General features: G+C 34.3%; 14 protein-coding genes, 1 tRNA gene and 1 pseudogene. 2 read left to right on the forward strand and 14 right to left on the reverse strand.

Translation table 11 applies throughout. From position 1 onward, the window contains the following. The 3 genes and pseudogenes from AAC053_RS08515 to AAC053_RS08525 form a co-directional block, all read right to left on the reverse strand. A pseudogene (locus AAC053_RS08515) lies at positions 1-5,252 on the reverse strand (hypothetical protein); the annotation flags it as partial. A gap of 466 nt (positions 5,253-5,718) precedes the next feature. Then, the gene (locus AAC053_RS08520) at positions 5,719-6,441 is read right to left on the reverse strand and encodes a response regulator (RefSeq protein WP_339755330.1); all 723 of its coding nucleotides are present in this window, start codon (positions 6,439-6,441) and stop codon (positions 5,719-5,721) included. A gap of 75 nt (positions 6,442-6,516) precedes the next feature. Then, the gene (locus AAC053_RS08525; RefSeq protein WP_339755332.1) at positions 6,517-8,460 is read right to left on the reverse strand and encodes a sensor histidine kinase; all 1,944 of its coding nucleotides are present in this window, start codon (positions 8,458-8,460) and stop codon (positions 6,517-6,519) included. 127 nt (positions 8,461-8,587) lie between these two features. On the opposite strand from AAC053_RS08525, the gene AAC053_RS08530 reads away from it, so the two are divergent. Then, positions 8,588-10,177: a peptide chain release factor 3 gene (locus AAC053_RS08530; RefSeq protein ID WP_339755334.1), complete on the forward strand. Its 1,590-nt coding sequence runs from the start codon at positions 8,588-8,590 to the stop codon at positions 10,175-10,177. Between the two features lie 141 nt (positions 10,178-10,318). Then, complete coding sequence (locus tag AAC053_RS08535; RefSeq protein WP_339755336.1) at positions 10,319-10,549, forward strand: (4Fe-4S)-binding protein; 231 nt, start codon at positions 10,319-10,321, stop codon at positions 10,547-10,549. 173 nt (positions 10,550-10,722) lie between these two features. Here AAC053_RS08535 and AAC053_RS08540 read toward each other — a convergent pair whose 3' ends face one another. The 11 genes from AAC053_RS08540 to tuf form a co-directional block, all read right to left on the reverse strand. Next, on the reverse strand, positions 10,723-11,040 hold the full coding sequence (locus AAC053_RS08540) for a DUF3467 domain-containing protein (RefSeq protein ID WP_339755338.1): 318 nt from the start codon (positions 11,038-11,040) through the stop codon (positions 10,723-10,725). Positions 11,041-11,241: 201 nt separating this feature from the next. Beyond that, entirely contained in the window at positions 11,242-15,543 is a 4,302-nt protein-coding gene (gene rpoC / locus AAC053_RS08545) for a DNA-directed RNA polymerase subunit beta' (protein ID WP_339755340.1), read from the reverse strand. A 69-nt stretch (positions 15,544-15,612) separates the two neighbouring features. Continuing rightward, positions 15,613-19,425 carry a DNA-directed RNA polymerase subunit beta gene (gene rpoB, locus AAC053_RS08550; RefSeq protein WP_339755342.1) on the reverse strand — a complete coding sequence of 1,271 codons (3,813 nt, stop codon included), beginning with the start codon at positions 19,423-19,425 and terminating at the stop codon, positions 15,613-15,615. A gap of 121 nt (positions 19,426-19,546) precedes the next feature. Next, entirely contained in the window at positions 19,547-19,921 is a 375-nt protein-coding gene (gene rplL, locus AAC053_RS08555) for a 50S ribosomal protein L7/L12 (protein ID WP_339755344.1), read from the reverse strand. A 62-nt stretch (positions 19,922-19,983) separates the two neighbouring features. Further along, entirely contained in the window at positions 19,984-20,505 is a 522-nt protein-coding gene (gene rplJ, locus AAC053_RS08560; protein ID WP_339755345.1) for a 50S ribosomal protein L10, read from the reverse strand. A 19-nt stretch (positions 20,506-20,524) separates the two neighbouring features. Next, positions 20,525-21,211, reverse strand: a complete 687-nt coding sequence (rplA, locus tag AAC053_RS08565) for a 50S ribosomal protein L1 (protein ID WP_339755347.1) — start codon at positions 21,209-21,211, stop codon at positions 20,525-20,527. A gap of 10 nt (positions 21,212-21,221) precedes the next feature. Then, positions 21,222-21,662 carry a 50S ribosomal protein L11 gene (gene rplK / locus AAC053_RS08570; RefSeq protein WP_339755349.1) on the reverse strand — a complete coding sequence of 147 codons (441 nt, stop codon included), beginning with the start codon at positions 21,660-21,662 and terminating at the stop codon, positions 21,222-21,224. 68 nt (positions 21,663-21,730) lie between these two features. Then, a complete protein-coding gene (gene nusG / locus AAC053_RS08575) occupies positions 21,731-22,276 on the reverse strand; it encodes a transcription termination/antitermination protein NusG (protein WP_339755351.1) in 546 nt (181 codons plus the stop codon). 19 nt (positions 22,277-22,295) lie between these two features. Then, entirely contained in the window at positions 22,296-22,490 is a 195-nt protein-coding gene (secE, locus tag AAC053_RS08580) for a preprotein translocase subunit SecE (RefSeq protein ID WP_339755353.1), read from the reverse strand. A 47-nt stretch (positions 22,491-22,537) separates the two neighbouring features. After that, positions 22,538-22,610: transfer RNA gene (locus AAC053_RS08585), tRNA-Trp, on the reverse strand. 62 nt (positions 22,611-22,672) lie between these two features. Then, on the reverse strand, positions 22,673-23,622 hold a 950-nt coding region (tuf, locus tag AAC053_RS08590; protein WP_339755355.1), incomplete at its 5' end, for an elongation factor Tu.

Genomic DNA, 23,622 nt, shown 5'->3' on the forward strand with positions numbered 1-23,622 from the left:
AAAACATCATTCGTTATCGATACCGTCTTGATAGACTCGATACTTGGGTCTTCTGGAATCTCAAATGGTGTTACATCATTCGTTGGATCTACATCATTATTATCTCCATTAACTCCATCAATATCAGCGGTCTCTTCGTTCGCTGGATCAGCTACTGCTGTTGTTCCGTCTGACTCTGTACCTGTATCCGAAACATCGGTTATGTCATCAGCCGTATTTCCTGTATCTCCTCCTGGGCCTTCTGAGCTTACACTTGCACTATTCTCTACACCACCATTATCTATATCGGTTTGGGTAATCGCATAAACTCCTGCACTACACGTTGTACTCGCTCCTGGTATTAAACTCGTCGATACACACGCTACTATGCCTAATACTGGATCCGTAACTACAATATCTGTTAAGGTGACATTTCCAGTGTTCGTTACAGTAAAGCTATAGGTAATCTCATCATCTAAAATACTTGCTGCTCCTACTGATGCTACACTCGCTACACTCTTAACAAGTTCTATAACAGGGCAATCCATACTATTTAATGTAATTGGATTATTAGATACTGCAAAACACGCAGGTGTTGTTTGGTATCTTACTGCAGGTGTGTATGTCGCTGGCGGAAGGTTATTAAACACATTAGATGTTTGCCATGGACCTGTAGCTCCATTAATACTATATTCTATTGTTCCTCCACCATTATTTGTGGCATCAATTGTTATTGAGCCTTGGTTGGTTGGGCAGGTTGGCTGCACACCACTAGTTGTTACTTCTATAGTAGGTGGAGGTGTTAAGAATGCTGGATCGTACATTACAAATATCTTACCGTCTCCTCCATCACCAGCTGATGAATTTCTAAATCTAATTCTAAATCCATATATATCAGTTCCTGATGTTACAAAAGCTGTCAATGGATAAATACTCATCTCTATATTTTGACCAGGGAAGTTGGTTGCATCTACTTGAATAGCAGTATCTATATAAGTACCTGTAGATGTAACAACCAATGTGCCTATAGGAATCCCAGTAGCATCTAAAGCTTGAATTCTATATGAGTTGTTTCCGTTACGCTCTGATGCTACCATATATCTATTAGCAGCTGCGGCAATTGGAGCATCATACATAAGATCAACAAAATCAACCGGATCGATATTATTATCCGTTGATAAATAATTAGTTAAATCTCTATCTCTATATGCATCTAATACCTCTGGATCAAAAAGTGCTGGACCATCAGAAATATTGGTGCCTAAAACACCCATATCATATAAGTATTGATTTGTCGCTGCTGGGTTAGTAAATGAATAACTAACTGTAGAGGGTACGTAAAACTCTGTAAATAGATTAGGCTCTCCTGCCACAGCTATAGAATTTATAACTGCACCAGCTGTACCGCCTGTTCCTGTTATATCGAAAGTTACATCTCCAGATACCAATGCTGCTGTTGGATTACCTGCCGGTATTGCATCATTACAAGCGTCATCACTACACTCTGTAGGTGCTGTTAGCACAGCAGAATCTGTATATGTACATGTTGCTGCATCAGAGAATGTCGCTGTTAAAGAAACATCATTGCCATTAGCTGAGAAAACAACATCATTAAATGTATGAGGTGAGGTTAAGCCTACTGCTGAAACTGATGCTGTACCATCACCTGTTAAATCTAGAGTTCCTGTTACAGGAGCTCCGTCAAAAGTTACTGTTATATCTGCTGTAAAAGTATCATCTGTAATATCGGATGGAGTTCCATTACTATTACATGCTGTTACATCGGATGATGTGATTGCTGTAATATTAAAACCTGAATCGTCTAATGTAATCGGGTTAATGGAAACCGTAATACACGTTGGTGTTGATTGATATCTAACACTAGGAGTATAAGTGTCTGGTGGTAAATTGCTAAACACATTTGATGCTTGCCATCCTTGATCATTAGTACCACTTAAACTATTTAGACTATACTCTATTGTTCCACCTCCATTATCTGTAGCATCTATAGTAATAGACCCTTGGTTTACTGGGCATGTTGGCTGAACTGAGCTAGTAGTAGCTTCTATTGTCGGTGATGGTAGTAAAAATGCTGGATCATATAAAACAAATACTTTACCATCACCACCATCACCAGAAGATGAATTCCTATATATAATTCTAAACCCATATATATCATTTCCAGAAGTTACAAATGAGGTCAATGGAAAAATATTGAATTCTATGTTTTCACCAGGAAAATTAACTGCATCTACTTGTACATTTGTATCTATATATGTACTCGTATTTGTAGTACGCAAAGATCCTATTGGATTACCTGTAGCATCTAGTGCCTGTATTCTATAAGATCTATTTCCACCACGTTCCATTGCAACCATATATCTATTTGCTGCAGACGTAATTGGAGCATCATATTTTATATCAACAAAATCAGTTGGTGTGATACCAGGTGCTACTATATTATCAGCTGAGAAATAATTTGTCATATCCCTATCTGAATATGCTTCTAATAATGGTCCATCAAATAGTATTGCGTTGTCGGTAATATTTCCGCCTAAGACACCCATATTATATAGGTACTGATTATTTTGCTCAGGTATTGAAAACTGATATTCAACTGCAGATGGAACATAAAATCCTGAAAAAGGATTTGGCTCACCAGCCACAGTAATTGAATTTAGTATTGCGCCTGCAGCTCCACCAGTTCCTGTGATATCAAAAGTAACATCTGCTGCTGCTAATTGAAATATTGGATTGCCAGGTGGTATAACATCTGGACATGCATCATCACTACACTCAAAAAGTGCAGTCATTACATTTAATTCTGTAAATGTACAACTGGTTTCAGCAGAGAATGTTGCTGCTAAACCTATGGCTTCACCATCTGCTGGCAGAGTAACATCCACAAACGTATGTGGTGACATTAAACCAACTGCAGAAACTGAAGCAGTTCCATCACCTGTTAAATTTAATGTCCCTGTTGCTGGTGCACTAGTAAATGTTACAGTAATATCTGCTGTAAATGTATCATCTGTTAAAATTGTTGGTGTACCATTATCGCTACATGAATCTATATTTGAAGACGCTATTGCTGTAATATCACAAACAGCATTTACTGTTAGCGTTGCACAATTAATCTCTCTTATACATGAATTTTCATCGTGAGTAATAAGTACACAATATTGTGTAGCATCTAAACCTGTTACATCAGCAATATTTAATGTGCCTGTTGTAAAGTTTGTATAATTAGTATCTGTACCATCTATTATAGTACCTCCAGAATCTGGATCGCCAATATACCATTGGTAATTAACTCCAACATTTGCATTGTCTGGTGTGCCATAATTTGGTGTACCTGTTGTATAACTTGTCGCTGAATCTGCTGTTGCTAAAGCTGTAAAGCTTGCTGCATCACCTGCATTTTCTGTTTGGTTTGTTGGAGTTGTATCTACTGTAAGTTGTACTGCTTCTATTTCGTTACCAGTTACACCATCATATCCATCTGTGATTGCGCCACCTGTTGTAACTTGACCTACATTATTAAAACCATCACCATCTAAAGCACCATCGTTATTAGTATCTGTACCATCAGATTCAATAGAATCAAAACAACCATCATTATCGCTATCTAAATCTTGAAAATCTGGCGCGCCATCACCATCATTATCATATACATCGTTAACACCATCTCCATTTGTATCTACAAAAGGTGGAAAACCCGCAGTGATATCACTCTGATCTGAGTAATTTGGTATTCCATCACCATCAGCATCCAAGGATGGATCAATACCTGTACCACCATCTTCTACAGAATCTAAAATTCCATCATTATCTGAATCTAAATCACATAAATCAGGGATTCCATCATTGGTACCTATGTTACCATCAGTATTTTCAGTTTCAACTAAATCATAGTATCTTATAATACCTCCGTTACTACCTGGTTGCGCATTATGCGCATTACCAACATTTGGCGCATTGTTATGAACACCTGAATTACCACCAGATAATGATACCGTAATGCCACCTGGCAAAGTAGATAGATTGTGTAAAAACACTCCACCTCCACCTCCACCACCTGGACCATGAATAACTCCTGTATCTAGACTTTGACCATCACCACCATCTATATCAATAGTAAGGTTTCCTGTATATGATTTAACATCAAAAGCAATAGAACCACCGGCACCGCCACCACCACCACCATCAATACCTGTAGCAGTAGCAGTAGCATCAATACCAGACGCGTCAATTATATTATTATTACCTACTAAAGTAGTCGCTCTTATCACAACAATACCACCTCCATTTGAAGCCGTAGCTGAATTACCAGAAGTTACAAAACCGGCACCACCAGCACCACCAAAAAATACTCTATTTTGAACACCAATAAAAGGGGATAATGCATTACCACCAATACCACCTGCTGTAACACCGTTAACATCACACCATCTATCACCACCAATTCCACCAGCTCCGTAGTTTGCACCACCTCCACCACCAGAATCACCAGAAACACCAGCTCCACCTCCATTACCTAGAGGCGCTCTACCTTTTTGATTACTTACACCTGAAAAAGCAACTCCACCACCTTTAAACCAACTATCTGTGTTTCCTGTAACTAGGTTATATTGCACATTTGGATTAATACCACAATTATCAGGAGACCCATTAGACGTCATTTCTACACCAATGTATCCAACACCTGAAGCATTTACATTAGCATTCAATGTTAATGTACCCTCAACAAAAAGCGCTATTATACCACCTTCTCCTGTAACAATATTAAATGGCTGTGCTTGTAATTCTGAAATTACATTAACGTCGCCTGCATAATTAGGAACACGCACAATTTGTACAAGTCCTGTACTATCATAAGTATTTAATAATGGAGCTAGTGGTGAAATTGTATTACCTACAATAGCACTAATATCAAAAAACTCATAGTTACCAGCATTACCTAAACTTATAATACTACCACCAGTAGCTGTATTAGTTTGGTCTATTGTAGCACCTTTTAACTGTACTATTAAAACTTTATCCCCTACAGAAAAGCCTGATGCATCACCAACATTGATTTGATTAAGACATACTGGGTTTGTATCACATGTAACACAACCTGGATTGGTTATACCTGTGACTGCTTCATAAGTATTAATTATACCGCCAATATTAGTTTGGCCATATATACTTGAGGATAATACAGATATAAAAAATACTAACGTATATTTTATAATGTTAGATTTAATCGAGAATCGGGTAGAGATTTTCATATTATTATATAGTTGATGTATAATTCAATTTTATATATACGACAAGTTAATCTTGTCGATAAAGTGCAAATATATTCGTTAAAGTGTAAAAAACAAATTTTTTGTAAGATTATTCAATATTAAGATTAAATATCTAACATTCATTACTATTAAGACACTTTTGGATACCTCAATGTCACAATTGAAATTTTGATAAAAAACTAAGTACTTTATTAGAGAAGAGATCTGCTATTAATCAACTTCAAAAAATTAACAAGAAAATTAGTCTTAAAATTTTCTTAACGCTAAATTAAGAAAAAAACAAATACATTATTTAATCCTTAAAATTATTAATTTGCTAACAAAAAGCACTTTTAACTACGTGAAAATAGGATTAAGCGCTAAACGATAAACAATTTATGTTACGAACAGGTATTACGTCGTTCTTAGACTATAACAAACTGTTATTACTAAAGTGAAGTTGTTTTTAAATATAATTAATCTTGTCTAAAATCTCTTGGCGGTATTTTTTTCCAACAGGAATAATTTTATCATTAATTCTTAATGATCCATTTTCGATTTGAGTTAAATACTTTGAATTTATTATAAAACTTCTGTGAATACGAATAAAATCTTTTGTTAGCCTACTGAGTATATCATTTAAACTTGCTCTTACCAATAGGGTTTTATTATTGGTGAGAAACAACTCTAAATAAACATGATCACTTTTTAAATAGAGTATATCTTCGAACATTATTTTTTGATAGACACCTTTTACTTTTAAAAACAAAGCATCTTTTATAATTAATTCTTCTTTATATAATGGCACAGACTTTTGAGCGTGATTATAAAGGGCAACTTCTAGAGATAGATATATCTCCCGCTTAGGAAATGGTTTTACTAAATAAGCTGATGGTGTTACTTTTTTAGCTTCGTTTAATGTTGCTAAATCCGCATTTGATGTTAGAAATATAAATGGAAATCTATATTTCTCTACAATTATTTTTGCTAAATCTATACCTGTCTTTTTACCAGAAAGTTGAATATCTAAAATAGCTATATCTGGTTTTTCGTTTTCAATAGTTTCAATAGCTTCGGTAAAATTTAATGCAGGCTCTAATACTTGATAGCCCAACTCTTTAAGCATATCGCAAATATTATCTGCTATTATGATTTCGTCTTCGACTACTAAAATTTTTATATTATTCATTAAAGCGTTGATTTCTATTTGTAAAATTAATTAACTTATCGATAGATTGTTAATGAATAATAAAACAATTGTGTATTACATAATAATTTTGCGAGATTCTGTATTCTTAAATATAATCTCAAACTGCGCACCATCATTATTAATAAACAATAATGTACCCTGAATTTGCTTAACTAAACGGTTAATTAACCTTAACCCTACACTTTTGGAATTTTTAATATCTAGGTTAGAATCTAAACCAGAACCATTATCAGAAACTACTAGTTTATAATTATCAGTATCAATCTTAGCAATTGAAATATTGAGTTTACCTTTTTTATTTGCACTAAAAGCGTGCTTATAAGCGTTAGTAATTAATTCATTAATAATTAGACCTAAAGGAATAGCAGTATCTACATCAAAATATATGTTCTGAACATTTAAATTAGTTTCTACTTTATTGCTCGACGTATTTAGTGACGTTAGCTCATTAACTAAAAGGTATATGTACTCATTGAAATCTATTAGACCATCTTTATTTTGATACAAGTTTTGATGAATTAAAGCCATAGACCTTACCCTATTCTTACCTTCTGTAGCAAGATTTAATGCCTTTTCATCTTCTATTCCTTTAGTTTGTAACTCAAGTAAACTCGATACAATTTGAAAATTATTTTTTACTCTATGATGCACCTCTTTAACAAGAAGCTCCTTTTCTTTTAATGTAATATTAATTTGTTTGTTTTTTTCTTCTAAAATTTTTGATTGTTTTTTCTTTTTAAAATATGCGAAAATTAAAATTAAAGACAAGCCTGCAATTAAAACAGCAATAACCATATATAGGTCTGTTCTCTCTTTTTGATGTTTAATTATCAAATCTTTTTCTTTTACAGCTTGCTTTACTTTATAGCTAGCTAACGAATTAGCTAAATCTTGAGAATAGATTTTTTTTGTAAGCACAATTGTTTTATCTCTATATGAAAGAGCATCTTTTAAAAAGCCATGGATCTCTAATGTGTTAGAAATCTCTCTTTGTAATTGATATAAATCATTAGGATTTAATACTTCTGCAGCTCCTTTTTCAATTAATTGACTGAACTCTGTTAATTTTGAAGCCTTAAATTGTCTAAAAATTCCTATAGCTATAGGAGATTTTAAATCTATAGTTCCTAAATATTTTGCATATAAAGAATAACTTTGCTCCCTTGTACTTGGTCTATCATAAAGTTCTTTAAGTAAAGCTTGTACTCTGTTATCTTTTCCTCCCTTAAATATATAAGCATCTATAATATGTACTAAAGTGGCACTGTAATAAGAACTTTTATATGGCAGTGTCCTCTCAATTTCCAAACTTTGTTCCGAGGTATTTATATATTCATCTAACTTACCTTCAAAAAGTAAAAAATCACATAAATAGTATAGGGACATTATCATTAATTCTTTATCACCTAAATCTTTAGCTTCTTTAAAATTATCAAAGCATAGTTTCTTCCCTTTATCTATTTCTCTCTGAATTATATATAATACAATTTGATGTGTACTAGCAAGTATCTGAGCCTTACGCACGCTGACATCATTAGGGTTAAAACGGTTTATATAATTTTCTAAATCCGTTTGAATTTTTGAAGCCTCTTCAACCGTTACATCGTCCCTTAACTTTGATATTTGACTCCATTTTATATTTACATAGTCTAAATCTATATCTTTAATGCTTCTCGGTTCTGCTACATTTTTATTGATATAGTCAGAAATGATTTCATAGGATATATTAGACTTCACTTCTAACCTTGAGATAAATTTAATATAATCTGAATAACTAGGATTTAAGTTTTGTGAAATTCTAAATAATTGATTTAAATAAGGTGTTTCTTTATGGTTAGAAATTAAGTAATGTACAGAATCTAGTTCGTTAGATAAAATATAATTTTCAATTTTAATAATAGCATCGTTACCCTCTATTTGATTATTGACAATAGTTTGTGAATGGCAAAAATTAAATACAATTAAACAAACAAACGCCATTAATAATCTTCTTATCATAGTTTTCAAATTTACAGCCATAAATATATGGATGTTATCTCAAATAGTAATCCATTAAAACCTTTTGATTAGTTATTTTAATTGAACTTATTAATGATATATTTGCACTGCTTTTTCAACTATTATTATGAGCTTTATTACAGAAATAAACAGACGACGAACTTTTGGTATTATCTCTCACCCAGATGCAGGTAAAACAACACTTACTGAAAAACTGCTTTTATTTGGTGGTGCCATACAAGAAGCTGGTGCTGTAAAGAGCAATAAAATTAAGAAAGGTGCAACAAGTGATTTTATGGAGATTGAGCGTCAACGTGGTATTTCTGTTGCCACTTCTGTTTTAGCTTTTGAATACAACGGTATTAAAATTAATATTCTTGATACTCCAGGTCACAAGGACTTTGCAGAAGATACGTTTAGAACCCTAACAGCAGTAGATAGTGTCATCGTTGTTATTGACGTTGCCAAAGGTGTTGAGGAACAAACTGAGAAATTAGTTGAAGTTTGTAGAATGCGAAACATACCAATGATTGTCTTTATCAATAAAATGGATAGAGAAGGTAAAGATGCTTTTGACCTATTAGATGAAATTGAACAAAAATTGGGATTAAAAGTTGTGCCGTTAAGTTTCCCAATAGGAATGGGTTACGACTTTAAAGGCATATATAATTTATGGGAAAAAAATATTAATTTATTTTCTGGAGACAGTAGAAAAGATATTGAAGAAACTATCGAGATTTCAGATTTATCATCATCAGAATTAGACAATCTTGTCGGTGAAACTGCTGCAAACACATTACGAGAAGAGATAGAATTGGTAGATGGTATTTACCCTCAATTTAATAAAGACGATTATTTAAATGGCGACCAACAACCTGTGTTTTTTGGTTCTGCTTTAAACAATTTTGGAGTCAGGGAACTTTTAGATTGCTTTGTTGAAATTGCTCCAACACCTAGACCAAAACATAGTGAAGAACGCTTAGTAAAACCAGACGAAGATAAGTTTACTGGCTTTGTATTTAAAATCCATGCTAATATGGATCCTAATCATAGAAATAGATTAGCTTTCATAAAAATTGTGTCAGGAGAATTTAAACGCAATACACCATACTTACATGTAAGGCTTAATAAAAAACTCAAATTCTCTAGTCCAAATGCATTTTTTGCTGAAAAGAAAGAAATTGTAGATATTTCGTATCCTGGTGATATCGTTGGTTTACAAGATACAGGAAGTTTTAAAATTGGTGATACCTTAACTGAAGGTGAAATTTTAAACTATAAAGGAGTTCCTAGTTTTTCACCAGAACATTTTAGATATATTAATAATGCAGACCCAATGAAATCGAAGCAACTTAATAAAGGTATTGATCAATTGATGGATGAAGGAGTTGCACAATTATTTACGTTGGGTTTAAATGGTCGTAAAGTTATTGGTACTGTTGGCGCTTTACAATATGAAGTTATTCAATATAGATTAGAGCACGAGTATGGAGCGAAGTGTACCTATGAAAATTTAAATGTACATAAAGCCTGCTGGGTTGAGACTAACGACGAAAAAAGTGAAGAATTTAAAGAATTCTCAAGAGTTAAGCAGCGTTTTCTAGCAAGAGATAAGCAAAACCAATTAGTATTCTTGGCAGATTCTACGTTTACATTACAGATGACTCAACAAAAATATCCTAGTATTACATTCCATTTGACTTCAGAATTTGAGTAGAATAACTATGTAGTTCATCGAATGCCTTCTAGAAATATAGCTTTTTAACGATGTTTTTAGCTTTTTATCGATAAAGTATTCGATTTTAAATAGCAATCGATACTTTCAGACTAAGATTAACCCCAAACTAATCTACTTATTATGGATATAAACTCAAACGTTTTCAGTAACGAAGAGATTACTGTTACCTACAAACCTCGCTGTTGTGCAAATGCTGGCATTTGCGCCAAACAGCTTTCAAATGTATTTAGAAATTCCGTGATTCCTTGGATTGATTTAGAAGGAGCACAAACTGATGCCATTATTAATCAGGTTAATAAATGTCCATCAGGTGCATTACAATATTATTTAAACCAAAAAGATGTTGCCTAAGTAGAGACTACTGAACTGCTTAATAAAACCCTTTGAATTAAATTTTCAAAGGGTTTTATTTTTTTAAGCTTGGCTTGTTGAGCCAAAATTAAGAGGTATATGAGGTTGCTGGTAAAAAACATTTCGAACATCTCAATATGCTTATTTAATAGATCATTGTTTCGACTAAAGCATTAGGCTTGACCTGTTGGTCCGAAATTAAGAGGTATAGGAGGTTGCTCATAATCTTTGATTTCACCATGTGCTTTTTCAAAACGTGTAACATTCTCAGCTAAAGCCTTTAGTAATCTTTTGGCGTGCTGTGGTGTTAGTATAATACGAGACTTAACCTTGCTTTTTGGCGTTCCTGGCATAATACTTACAAAGTCAACTACGAATTCAGAAACTGAATGATTAATAATTGCTAAGTTCGAATATATACCTTCCGCTATTTTCTCGTCTAATTCTATATTAATTTGTCCTTTTTTAGGATTGTTTTTTTCGTCTGCCATCTTAAACTTGTTTAAGCTTCCACGAAAGTGGAAGTCTAATTAATTGTTTCTTTAAAATCATAAAAGCCTTCTCGTTAATAACTTGAAGGCCTTTATTTCTATTCTATATACTTCTCAAATTAATGAGATCCCAAATCGAGTTCGGGATAAATTCGACTATCAGATTTTACTTCGCCTTCGCTTGTATAATCTAAGTCTAATTTAGTTAAAATTCATTTCTTCTTTAGCTTTCATCATTTCATTAAACTCTTCTTTAGAACCTACAATAATATGTTCGTATTCTCTAACACCTGTACCAGCAGGTATTCTGTGACCAACAATTACATTTTCTTTAAGTCCTTCAAGCGTATCAACCTTTCCATTTACAGCTGCTTCGTTAAGAACCTTAGTGGTTTCTTGGAACGATGCCGCAGATATAAACGACTTAGTCTGTAATGAAGCCCTAGTAATACCCTGTAAAATTGGAGTTGCAGTCGCAGGACTGGCGTCTCTTGCTGTTACAAGATTTTTATCTTCTCTTCGTAAGCTAGAATTCTCATCTCTCAATGTTCTTACAGATACGATTTGACCAGATTTTAAATTCTCTGATTCGCCAGCATCTTCAACCACTTTAAGTCCGAAAATTTTATCATTTTCTTCTATGAAATCTGATTTATGAACTAATTGATTCTCTAAGAAAATAGTATCTCCAGAATCAATAATTCTAACTTTACGCATCATCTGTCTTACAACAACTTCGAAGTGCTTATCATTAATCTTCACACCTTGTAAGCGATATACTTCTTGTACTTCATTTACTAAGTATTGTTGAACCGCAGAAGGGCCTTTAATATTTAGGATATCGTTTGGAGTTATAGAACCATCAGATAAAGGCATACCAGCTTTTACATAATCATTTTCTTGTACAAGAATTTGATTAGATAATTTTACTAAGTATTTTTTCACCTCACCCAATTTAGATTCGATAATGATTTCACGGTTACCACGCTTAATTTTACCAAAAGATACGACACCATCAATCGCGCTTACTACAGCAGGATTAGAAGGGTTACGTGCTTCAAATAATTCTGTTACACGAGGAAGACCACCAGTAATATCACCAGCTTTAGCTGATTTACGAGGTATCTTAACTAAAATCTTTCCGATGTCAATTTTCTCGCCATCATCAATCATTATGTGTGCACCTACAGGTAAGTTATATGAACGGATAGTCTCGCCTTTCTTATCTTCAATAAGTAATGTTGGAATTAACTTCTTATTTCTAGATTCTGAAATTACTTTTTCTTGGAAACCTGTTTGTTCATCAATCTCAACTTGGTAAGTTATACCTTGTTCGATGTTTTCATACTTCACCTTACCAGCAAATTCAGAAATAATTACACCATTATAAGGATCCCACTGACAAACTACATCACCTTTCTTCACTTTATCACCTGGCTTAACATAGATAAATGATCCGTAATTAATATTATTTGTACTTAAAACAATTCCTGTTTTAGCATCAACTAATTTTAATTCTGAAGTTCTTGAGATTACAACATCAACCTCTTTTCCATCATTATCTTTAGTTTTTACTGTTTTAAGATCTTCAATCTCTGCTACACCATCAAACTTAACAGTTAATTTATTCTCTTCAGAGATGTTACCAGCAATACCACCTACGTGGAACGTACGCAATGTTAACTGAGTACCTGGCTCACCAATAGACTGAGCAGCAACTACACCAACAGCTTCACCTCTTTGTACCATTTTACCAGTAGCAAGGTTCCGTCCATAACATTTTACACAAATACCTTTTTTAGCTTCACATGATAATGGTGAACGTACTTCTATAGATTCTATTGGAGAATCCCCAATTTTCTTAGCTATGATATCATTAATATGACCACCTGCTTCTATAATAAGTTCTTCTGTTAATGGGTTATAAACATCATTAAGAGATGTTCTACCAACTATTCTAGCCTCTAAGTTTTCAACGATTTCCTCGTTTTTCTTAAGTGCAGAAACTTCGATTCCTCTAAGTGTACCACAATCTTCTTCATAAACAATTACATCTTGTGAAACATCTACCAAACGACGTGTTAAGTAACCTGCATCCGCAGTTTTAAGAGCCGTATCTGCAAGACCTTTACGTGCACCGTGAGTAGAGATAAAGTACTCTAAAATTGAAAGTCCTTCTTTAAAGTTAGAAAGAATTGGATTTTCAATAATTTCACCACCACCTGCATTAGATTTTTTAGGCTTAGCCATTAATCCACGCATACCTGTTAACTGACGAATCTGTTCTTTAGAACCCCTTGCACCAGAATCTAGCATCATAAACACTGAGTTAAATCCTTGCTGATCTTCACGGATACGTTTCATTGACAATTCAGTCAATTCTGCATTTGTAGATGTCCAGATATCAATAACTTGGTTATAACGTTCGTTGTTGGTAATAAGTCCCATATTATAGTTACCCATAATACCATCAACCTGCTTATTGGCAGCATCAATCATTCCTTGCTTCTCCTTAGGAATAATAATATCACCTAAACTAAATGACAATCCACCTTGGAATGCAAACTTATACCCTTGTGTTTTAATCTCATCAAGGAAATCAGCAGTTTCAGGCACACTTGTCTTTTTAAGAATACCATGTATGATATCTCTTAAAGATTTCTTAGTTAATACCTCATTTATATAACCTGCTGCTGCTGGTACTTTTTCGTTGAAAAGCACACGACCAACAGTTGTTTCTATAATTTGCTTAGTAAGTTCTCCTTCTTCGTTAAAATCAATAGTTCTCACTTTAATCCCAGCGTTTAAGTCAACTTGCTTTTCATTGTATGCAATTGTTACTTCTTCTGGAGAATAGAATGTTAAGCCTTCACCTTTAACAGGAACTTCTTTAGTAGATTTTCTAAGCTTAGTCATATAATATAAACCAAGTACCATATCCTGAGAAGGTACAGTAACTGGTGCCCCATTTGCTGGGTTTAAAATATTATGTGATGCCAACATTAAAAGTTGTGCTTCTAAAATTGCTTCAGGTCCTAAAGGTAAATGCACTGCCATCTGGTCACCATCGAAATCGGCATTAAATGCAGTACACACTAATGGGTGTAACTGTATCGCTTTACCTTCGATAAGCTTAGGTTGGAATGCTTGTATACCAAGTCTGTGTAATGTTGGAGCACGATTTAAAAGTACTGGATGTCCTTTTAAAACATTCTCTAAGATATCCCAAACTACAGGCTCTTTTCTATCTATAATTTTCTTTGCAGATTTTACAGTTTTCACAATTCCTCTTTCAATTAGTTTTCTAATAATAAAAGGTTTGTAAAGTTCTGCTGCCATACCTTTTGGCAATCCACATTCAAATAATTTTAATTCTGGTCCTACTACAATAACAGAACGTGCAGAATAATCAACACGCTTACCAAGTAGGTTTTGACGAAAACGTCCTTGCTTACCTTTAAGAGAATCTGATAATGATTTTAATGGTCTGTTAGAATCTGTTTTTACAGCAGATGATTTACGTGTGTTATCAAATAATGAATCTACTGATTCTTGTAACATACGTTTTTCATTACGTAAAATCACTTCTGGTGCTTTTATCTCAACCAATCTTTTAAGACGGTTGTTACGGATAATTACACGACGGTATAAATCATTTAAATCTGAAGTCGCAAAACGACCACCATCTAAAGGCACTAAAGGTCTTAATTCTGGTGGAATTACAGGAACAGCCTTCATAATCATCCATTCTGGTCTGTTTTCTCTGTTTAAGTTTGAATCTCTAAATGCTTCAACAACTTGTAAACGTTTTAAAGCTTCAGTTTTACGTTGTTTAGATGTTTCGTTATTCGCTTTATGCCTTAAGTCATAAGACAATTGATCTAAATCAATTCTAGCTAATAAATCGATAAGACACTCAGCACCCATCTTAGCAATGAATTTGTTAGGATCAGTATCATCTAAGTATTGGTTTTCTTGAGGAATAGATTCTAAAATGTTTAGATACTCTTCTTCTGTTAAGAAATCCATTTTTTGTATTGGCTCACCTTCAGCATTCATGGCAATACCTGGTTGTATAACCACGTAACGCTCATAATAGATAATCATATCTAATTTCTTAGATGGTAATCCAAGAAGGTAACCAATTTTATTTGGTAACGAACGGAAATACCAGATATGAGCTACAGGCACAACTAAATTGATGTGTCCTACGCGATCTCTACGTACTTTCTTTTCTGTTACTTCTACACCACAACGGTCACATACAATACCTTTGTAACGTATTCTTTTATATTTACCACAAGCACATTCAAAATCCTTTACAGGACCAAAAATACGCTCACAGAACAAACCATCACGTTCAGGTTTGTGAGTTCGATAATTAATAGTTTCTGGCTTTAACACTTCACCTCGAGATGCTCCTAAAACAGATTCAGGAGATGCTAAACCGATAGAAATTTTGTTAAATTTCTGAATTGTATTCTTATCTTGTCTTCTTGCCATGTTCTTTATTGTCTTTAGTTTGTAATAACAGTTTCATTCTAAAACGAAACTGTTATTACTCACCTAAATTTATTCTTCTAATCTAATATCTAAACCTAAACCTTTCAATTCGTGCATAAGTACGTTGAAAGATTCTGGTAGTCCTGGTTCTGGCATTGGCTCACCCTTAACGATAGCTTCGTAAGTTTTAGCTCTACCAATAACATCATCTGATTTTACAGTTAAGATCTCACGTAAAGTACTTGATGCTCCATAAGCCTCAAGTGCCCAAACCTCCATCTCTCCAAAACGCTGACCACCAAATTGTGCTTTACCACCTAAAGGCTGTTGCGTAATTAATGAGTAAGGTCCTATAGAACGTGCGTGCATCTTATCATCAATCATGTGACCAAGTTTAATCATATAGATTACACCAACTGTTGCTGGTTGATCAAAACGATCTCCTGTTCCACCATCATATAAATAAGTATGACCGAATCTTGGAATACCAGCTTCATCTGTATATTCGTTAATTTGATCTAAGGTTGCACCATCAAAAATTGGTGTTGCATATGTTCTTCCTAAATCTTTACCAGCCCAACCTAAAACGGTTTCATAAATCTGACCAATATTCATACGAGAAGGTACACCAAGTGGATTTAATACAATATCAACTGGAGTTCCATCCTCTAAGAAAGGCATATCTTCTTGTCGAACGATACGAGCAACAATACCTTTATTACCGTGACGTCCTGCCATTTTATCACCAACTTTAAGCTTACGCTTTTTAGCGATGTAAACTTTAGCTAATTTAATAATACCTGCTGGTAATTCATCTCCTACAGAGATTGTAAACTTCTCACGTCTAAGTGATCCTTGAAGGTCATTCTCCTTAATCTTATAATTATGGATTAAATCTGCTACAAGTTCATTAGTATGATTATCAGTAGTCCATTTTCCTGAAGTTAGGTGCGTATAATCATCTACGGCATTTAACATCTTTAAGGTGTACTTTTTACCTTTAGGAATAATTTCTTCTCCTAAATCATTATAGATACCTTGAGCTGTTTTACCATTAACGATGTTGAATAATTTTTCAACAAGAACATTTTTAAGATCATCGAATCTATTGTCATAAGCATCTTCTAACTTTTCAATATCTTCTTTATCTTGTGCTCTCTTACGTTTATCTTTTACTGCTCTAGCAAATAATTTCTTTTCTATTACAACACCGTTAAGAGATGGAGATGCTTTTAAAGATGCATCTTTAACATCACCTGCTTTATCTCCAAAGATGGCGCGTAGAAGTTTTTCTTCTGGTGTAGGATCAGATTCCCCTTTTGGTGTAATCTTACCGATTAAGATATCTCCTGGTTTAATTTCCGCACCAATGCGAATCATTCCATTTTCATCTAAATCTTTAGTGGCTTCTTCAGAAACATTAGGGATATCATTAGTTAACTCTTCATTACCTAATTTGGTGTCTCTAACTTCTAATGAATACTCATCGATATGAATAGATGTAAATACATCTTCTCTAACCACTTTTTCAGAAATTACAATAGCATCCTCAAAGTTATACCCTTTCCAAGGCATAAAGGCTACTTTCATATTTCTACCAAGTGCTAATTCACCATTTTCGGTTGCATAACCCTCACAAAGTACTTGACCTTTAGCAACCTTATCACCTTTCTCTACGATTGGTTTTAAGTTAATAGACGTTCCTTGGTTTGTTTTTCTGAATTTTACTAAAGGATATGTTTTTGTATCACTATCAAAACTTACCATTGCAGCTTCCTCAGTTCTTTCGTATCTAATAGTCACTTTTTCAGCATCTACGTACTCAACAGTACCAGCTCCTTCAGCGTTTATTAACACTCTAGAATCTGATGCTACTTGACGCTCTAAACCTGTACCAACGATTGGTGCTTCTGGGCGTAATAATGGTACTGCCTGACGCATCATGTTAGATCCCATTAATGCACGGTTAGCATCATCATGTTCCAAGAATGGAATTAATGAAGCTGAAATCGATGCAATCTGGTTTGGTGCAACATCTGTATAGTTAACATTTGATGGATCAATAACAGGGAAATCACCCTCTTGACGAGAGATAATTTTATCCGCTAATATTTTTCCTTTATCATCTACTTTAATAGTAGCTTGAGCAATTAACATATCTTCTTCTTCTTCAGCACTTAGATATATTGGTGTGTTTTTAATATCTACAACACCATTATCTACCTTTCTATACGGAGTTTCAATGAATCCCATTGAATTCACTTTGGCAAATACAGATAAAGAAGAAATTAAACCAATGTTTGGTCCTTCTGGTGTTTCAATAGGACATAAACGTCCATAATGGGTATAATGCACATCACGAACCTCGAACCCTGCTCTTTCTCTAGATAAACCTCCAGGTCCTAAAGCCGACAAACGACGCTTGTGTGTAATCTCTGCTAATGGATTCGTTTGATCCATAAACTGAGACAACTGGTTTGTACCAAAAAATGAATTAATAACAGAAGACAATGTCTTAGCATTAATTAAATCTATTGGTGTAAATACTTCGTTATCGCGAACGTTCATACGCTCACGAATAGTACGTGCCATACGTGCTAAACCAACACCAAACTGAGATGATAGTTGCTCACCAACTGTACGTACACGACGGTTAGATAAGTGATCGATATCATCAATCTCTGCTTTAGAGTTGATAAGCTCAATTAGATATTTTATGATGGTAATGATATCTAGTTTGGTCAATACTTGCTTGTCCATTCCAATATCCAACTGTAACTTTTTATTCATTCTGTAACGACCTACTTCACCTAAAGAGTAACGTTGGTCCGAGAAGAATAACTTGTCTATAATACCACGCGCTGTTTCCTCATCTGGCGGCTCAGCATTACGTAATTGACGGTAGATGTGCTCAACAGCTTCTTTTTCAGAGTTTGTTGGATCTTTCTGTAATGTATTATGAATAATAGCGTAGTCTCCTTGTTGTGCACTTTCTTTGTGTAGAAGAATTGTTTTTACTTCCGCCTCAAGAATTTCTTCAATATTTTCTTTATCTATAACTGTGTCACGATCTAATACAATTTCGTTACGCTCAATAGATACAACTTCACCTGTATCTTCATCAACGAAATCTTCGTGCCAAGTATTAAGTACACGAGCAGCAAGTTTACGACCGATAACTTTCTTTAATCCAGATTTAGAAACTTTAACTTCTTCCGCAAGGTCAAAAATCTCTAAAATATCTTTATCACGCTCAAATCCTATGGCACGAAAAAGGGTAGTAACTGGTAATTTTTTCTTTCTATCAATGTAAGCATACATCACACTGTTAATGTCCGTAGCAAATTCTATCCAAGAGCCTTTAAAAGGAATTACTCTAGCAGAATATAATTTTGTTCCATTGGCATGGAAAGACTGACTAAAGAACACACCTGGTGATCTGTGCAACTGAGATACAACTACACGTTCAGCACCATTGATACAAAATGTACCACTTGGAGTCATGTAAGGTATTGTACCTAAGTATACATCTTGAACGATTGTTTCGAAATCCTCATGCTCTGGATCTGTACAATATAGTTTCAATCTTGCTTTTAAAGGCACACTATATGTTAATCCTCTTTCGATACATTCTTCTATAGAATATCTTGGTGGATCAATAAAGTAATCTAAAAATTCTAATACGAATTGATTACGTGTGTCTGTAATTGGAAAATTTTCCATGAAGGTATTGTACAAGCCTTCATTTCCTCTTTCTTCTGACTTTGTTTCTAATTGGAAAAAATCCTGGAAGGATTTAATTTGGATATCCAAAAAGTCTGGGTAATCTGTCCTATTTACAATAGAAGAGAAATTAATTCTTTCAGCCTTTTTTGCTAACATTGATGAACGAGATTTTTATTAAAAATACTAATAAATGTATATAACGTTTATATACACAAAAGGGTTTAGGTCTTAGAGTACTACTCCAGACCTAAACCAAATGTTGTAGGTTAATGTAATCTTACTTAAGCTCAACCTCAGCTCCAGCTTCTTCTAAAGAAGTTTTTAAGCCCTCAGCTTCATCTTTAGTAACGCCTTCTTTGATTGCACTTGGTGCATCATCAACCAAACCTTTAGCTTCTTTTAATCCTAAACCAGTTAATTCTTTAACTAATTTCACTACAGCTAGTTTAGAACCACCTGCCGCTTTAAGGATTACATCGAATTCAGTTTGCTCTTCTACAGCTTCACCACCACCTTGTCCAGGTGCTGCCATTGCAACTGCTGCTGCAGCAGGCTCAATACCGTACTCTTCTTTTAATATAGTTGCTAATTCGTTAACTTCTTTTACTGTAAGGTTAACTAATTGTTCTGCGAAATCTTTTAAATCTGCCATTTTTCTATTGTTTTAATAAATGTGTGTTATAATATAATTTTTCTAGTGTGTATTCTTTTATATTAACCTTCTCTTTCAGATAAGGTCTTTACGATGCCAGCGATTGTACTTCCGCTAGATTTAAGTGCCGAGATAACATTCTTAGCAGGTGATTGTAATAAACCAATAATCTCACCAATAAGTTCTTCTCTTGACTTAATATCTACTAATGCATCTAATAAATCGTCACCGATGTAAATAGACTCCTCTATAAAAGCACCTTTTAATAACGGCTTTTCAGATTTTTTACGGAATTCTTTAATTACTTTAGCTGGCCCATTTCCTGTTTCAGAATACATTACTGATGTGTTTCCTTTTAAAGTTGTTGGTAACTCACCGAAATCTTTATCGGAAGCTTCCATTGCCTTCTCTAAAAGTGTATTCTTTACAACAGCTAACTTTATGTTAGACTTGAAACATGCTCTTCTTAAATTTGAAGTTGTTGCGGCATCTAATCCAGAGATATCTGTTAAATAGATATTAGTATTATCTGCTAACTGCGCAGTCAACTCTTCAATTACTTGGGATTTTTCTTCTCTTGTCATAATATTCTAAGTTTAACTACTATCCTATTTTAGTATCAATTGATATACTCGGACTCATTGTACTAGACATGTAAATACTTTTTACATAAGTACCTTTTGACGAGGTTGGCTTTAACCTCATAATTGTAGATAACAATTCTTGGGCATTTCCAATAATTTTGTCAGTACTAAACGATGCTTTACCAATCGGTGCATGAACAATACCTGTTTTATCTACTTTAAAATCAATCTTACCAGCTTTTACTTCTGCAACTGCTTTAGCTACATCCATTGTTACCGTACCTGTCTTAGGGTTTGGCATAAGACCTCTTGGCCCTAACACCCTACCTAATGGGCCTAACTTACCCATGATGCTTGGCATTGTAACGATAACGTCAACATCTGTCCAGCCTTCTTTAATTTTTTGTAAGTATTCATCTAACCCAACATAATCAGCACCAGCTTCTTTCGCTTCTGCTTCTTTATCTGGTGTTACTAATGCGAGAACCTTCATATCTTTACCTGTACCGTGTGGTAAAGAAACAACACCACGAACCATTTGATTGGCTTTACGTGGATCTACGCCTAATCTGATTGCTAAATCAATAGAAGCATCAAACTTTGTGTATGTAATTTCTTTTAGTAAAGCTGAAGCTTCTTCTAAAGAGTAAATTTTGTTACTATCAACCTTTGCTCTTGCTTCTTTTTGCTTCTTTGTTATTGCCATTTCTAAAAATTTAGTTTGGAGCTTCTCCTCCTTTAACAGTGATACCCATCGATCTTGCTGTACCGGCAACCATTTTCATAGCTGATCCGATTTCAAATGCATTTAAATCTACCATTTTGTCTTCAGCAATCGTTTTAACTTGGTCCCAAGTTACTTTTGCTACTTTACGTCGGTTTGGTTCTCCTGATCCTTTCTTTACTTTGGCCGCTTCTAATAATTGTACTGCTGCTGGTGGAGTCTTAATTACAAATTCAAATGATTTGTCTTTGTAAACAGAAATCACCACAGGTAAAACTTTACCTGGCTTATCCTGAGTCCTTGCATTAAACTGCTTACAGAACTCCATGATATTAACTCCAGCGGCACCTAAAGCGGGTCCTACCGGTGGCGATGGATTCGCAGCACCTCCCCGAACTTGTAGCTTAACTACTTTGTCTATTTCTTTTGCCATTTTTTAATGTTTATGCGACTATCCATATTGGAAGCATAGATAGAACGCTATCTTTATTGTAACAATTATTAAACTTTTTCAACTTGCATATAACTTAACTCTAATGGTGTTTTTCTTCCAAAAATCTTAACCATTACTTCAAGCTTACGTTTTTCTTCATTTATTTTTTCGATAGTACCATCAAAACCGTTGAATGGTCCATCTATAACTTTTACAGTCTCCCCTTTAGTAAATGGAATAGCAACATTAGAATCTGCTTCAATAGCTAGTTCATCTACTTTACCTAACATTCTATTTACTTCAGACTGTCTTAATGGCACGGGATCACCTCCTTTAGTTTCACCTAAGAAACCAATTACATTTGTAATTGATTTAATAATATGAGGGATTTCACCACTTAAATTGGCTTGAACCATTATATAACCAGGAAAATAAACTTTCTCTTTCTGTATTTTTTTTCCTTTACGGATTTGAATAACTTTCTCAGTTGGTACTAAAACCTGATCCACAAAATCTTCTAAACCTAATCTTGAAATTTCATTTTCAATATAAGCTTTAATTTTGTTCTCTTGACCACTTACTGCTCTAACAACATACCATTTTTTATCAGACATCTTCTTCTTTGTATATGTGTTAGTTAATCATTTCAAAATAAGCTTTTACTGCTCTACTAAAAACAGTATCAACTCCCCAAATAGCTAGTGAAAAAATTATTGAAAACACAGCTACAATAACCGTTAATCTTTGAGCTTCTGGCAATGGTGTCCAAGACACACTGTTTTTCAACTCTTCAAACGATTCCTTTATATATGTTATTACTCCTGCCATTTGATTTTATTTTTTTTGGACTAAAATTTAATCCATTTATACTTTTGCACGGGTTGAGAGACTCGAACTCACGACACCTGGTTTTGGAGACCAGTGCTCTACCAACTGAGCTAAACCCGTAAACAATAATCAAGGCATCCCGAAAAATCAGGACACCTTAATTAACTATTTAACTATATTGTTTAGTCTAAAATCTCAGTCACCTGACCAGCACCAACTGTTCTACCACCTTCACGGATAGCGAAACGTAAACCTACGTTCATTGCAATTGGTTGTATTAACTCAACCGTAATTGTCAAGTTGTCACCTGGCATTACCATTTCTACTCCATCAGGAAGCGCAATGTTTCCAGTTACATCAGTTGTACGAACGTAGAACTGTGGACGGTAGTTATTATGGAATGGCGTGTGACGACCACCTTCTTCTTTTTTAAGAACGTAAACCTCAGCTTTAAATTTAGAGTGTGGCGTTACAGAACCTGGCTTTGTAATTACCATACCTCTAGAGATTTGAGTTTTCTCAATACCTCTTAATAAGATACCAGCATTGTCACCAGCTTCTCCTCTATCTAATATTTGACGGAACATTTCAATACCAGTAATAGTAGATGTTAATTTCTCAGCACCCATACCAATAATCTCTACAGGATCACCAGTGTTAGCAATACCAGTTTCGATACGACCTGTTGCAACAGTTCCACGACCAGTAATTGAGAATACATCTTCAATAGGCATTAAGAAATCTTTATCCACCTCTCTCAATGGTTCTTCAATCCAGTTATCAACCGCTTCCATTAACTCCATTACAGAATCAACCCATTTTTGTTCTCCATTAAGAGCACCTAATGCTGAACCAGCAATTACAGGACCATTATCACCATCATACTCGTAGAATGATAACAAATCTCTAATTTCCATATCTACTAACTCAAGTAATTCTTCATCATCAACCATATCCACTTTATTCATGAATACAACCATACGAGGAATACCTACCTGACGTCCTAAAAGGATGTGCTCACGTGTTTGTGGCATTGGACCATCCGTTGCAGCTACAACTAAAATAGCACCATCCATCTGAGCAGCACCAGTAACCATGTTCTTTACGTAATCCGCGTGACCTGGACAGTCAA

Origin of the sequence: uncultured Winogradskyella sp., from assembly GCF_963975125.1 — a bacterium.
GTDB lineage: Bacteria > Bacteroidota > Bacteroidia > Flavobacteriales > Flavobacteriaceae > Winogradskyella.

What these genes read in the sequence shown, in the direction of transcription:
- rplA (WP_339755347.1), bottom strand. Translation starts at nt 21,211, where the DNA reads ATGGCAATAACAAAGAAGCAAAAAGAAGCAAGAGCAAAGGTTGATAGT.
- AAC053_RS08540 (WP_339755338.1), bottom strand. Translation starts at nt 11,040, where the DNA reads ATGGCAGACGAAAAAAACAATCCTAAAAAAGGACAAATTAATATAGAA.
- rpoC (WP_339755340.1), bottom strand. Translation starts at nt 15,543, where the DNA reads ATGGCAAGAAGACAAGATAAGAATACAATTCAGAAATTTAACAAAATT.
- nusG (WP_339755351.1), bottom strand. Translation starts at nt 22,276, where the DNA reads ATGTCTGATAAAAAATGGTATGTTGTTAGAGCAGTAAGTGGTCAAGAG.
- AAC053_RS08520 (WP_339755330.1), bottom strand. Translation starts at nt 6,441, where the DNA reads ATGAATAATATAAAAATTTTAGTAGTCGAAGACGAAATCATAATAGCA.
- rpoB (WP_339755342.1), bottom strand. Translation starts at nt 19,425, where the DNA reads ATGTTAGCAAAAAAGGCTGAAAGAATTAATTTCTCTTCTATTGTAAAT.
- AAC053_RS08530 (WP_339755334.1), top strand. Translation starts at nt 8,588, where the DNA reads ATGAGCTTTATTACAGAAATAAACAGACGACGAACTTTTGGTATTATC.
- AAC053_RS08525 (WP_339755332.1), bottom strand. Translation starts at nt 8,460, where the DNA reads ATGATAAGAAGATTATTAATGGCGTTTGTTTGTTTAATTGTATTTAAT.
- AAC053_RS08535 (WP_339755336.1), top strand. Translation starts at nt 10,319, where the DNA reads ATGGATATAAACTCAAACGTTTTCAGTAACGAAGAGATTACTGTTACC.
- secE (WP_339755353.1), bottom strand. Translation starts at nt 22,490, where the DNA reads ATGGCAGGAGTAATAACATATATAAAGGAATCGTTTGAAGAGTTGAAA.
- rplK (WP_339755349.1), bottom strand. Translation starts at nt 21,662, where the DNA reads ATGGCAAAAGAAATAGACAAAGTAGTTAAGCTACAAGTTCGGGGAGGT.
- rplJ (WP_339755345.1), bottom strand. Translation starts at nt 20,505, where the DNA reads ATGACAAGAGAAGAAAAATCCCAAGTAATTGAAGAGTTGACTGCGCAG.
- rplL (WP_339755344.1), bottom strand. Translation starts at nt 19,921, where the DNA reads ATGGCAGATTTAAAAGATTTCGCAGAACAATTAGTTAACCTTACAGTA.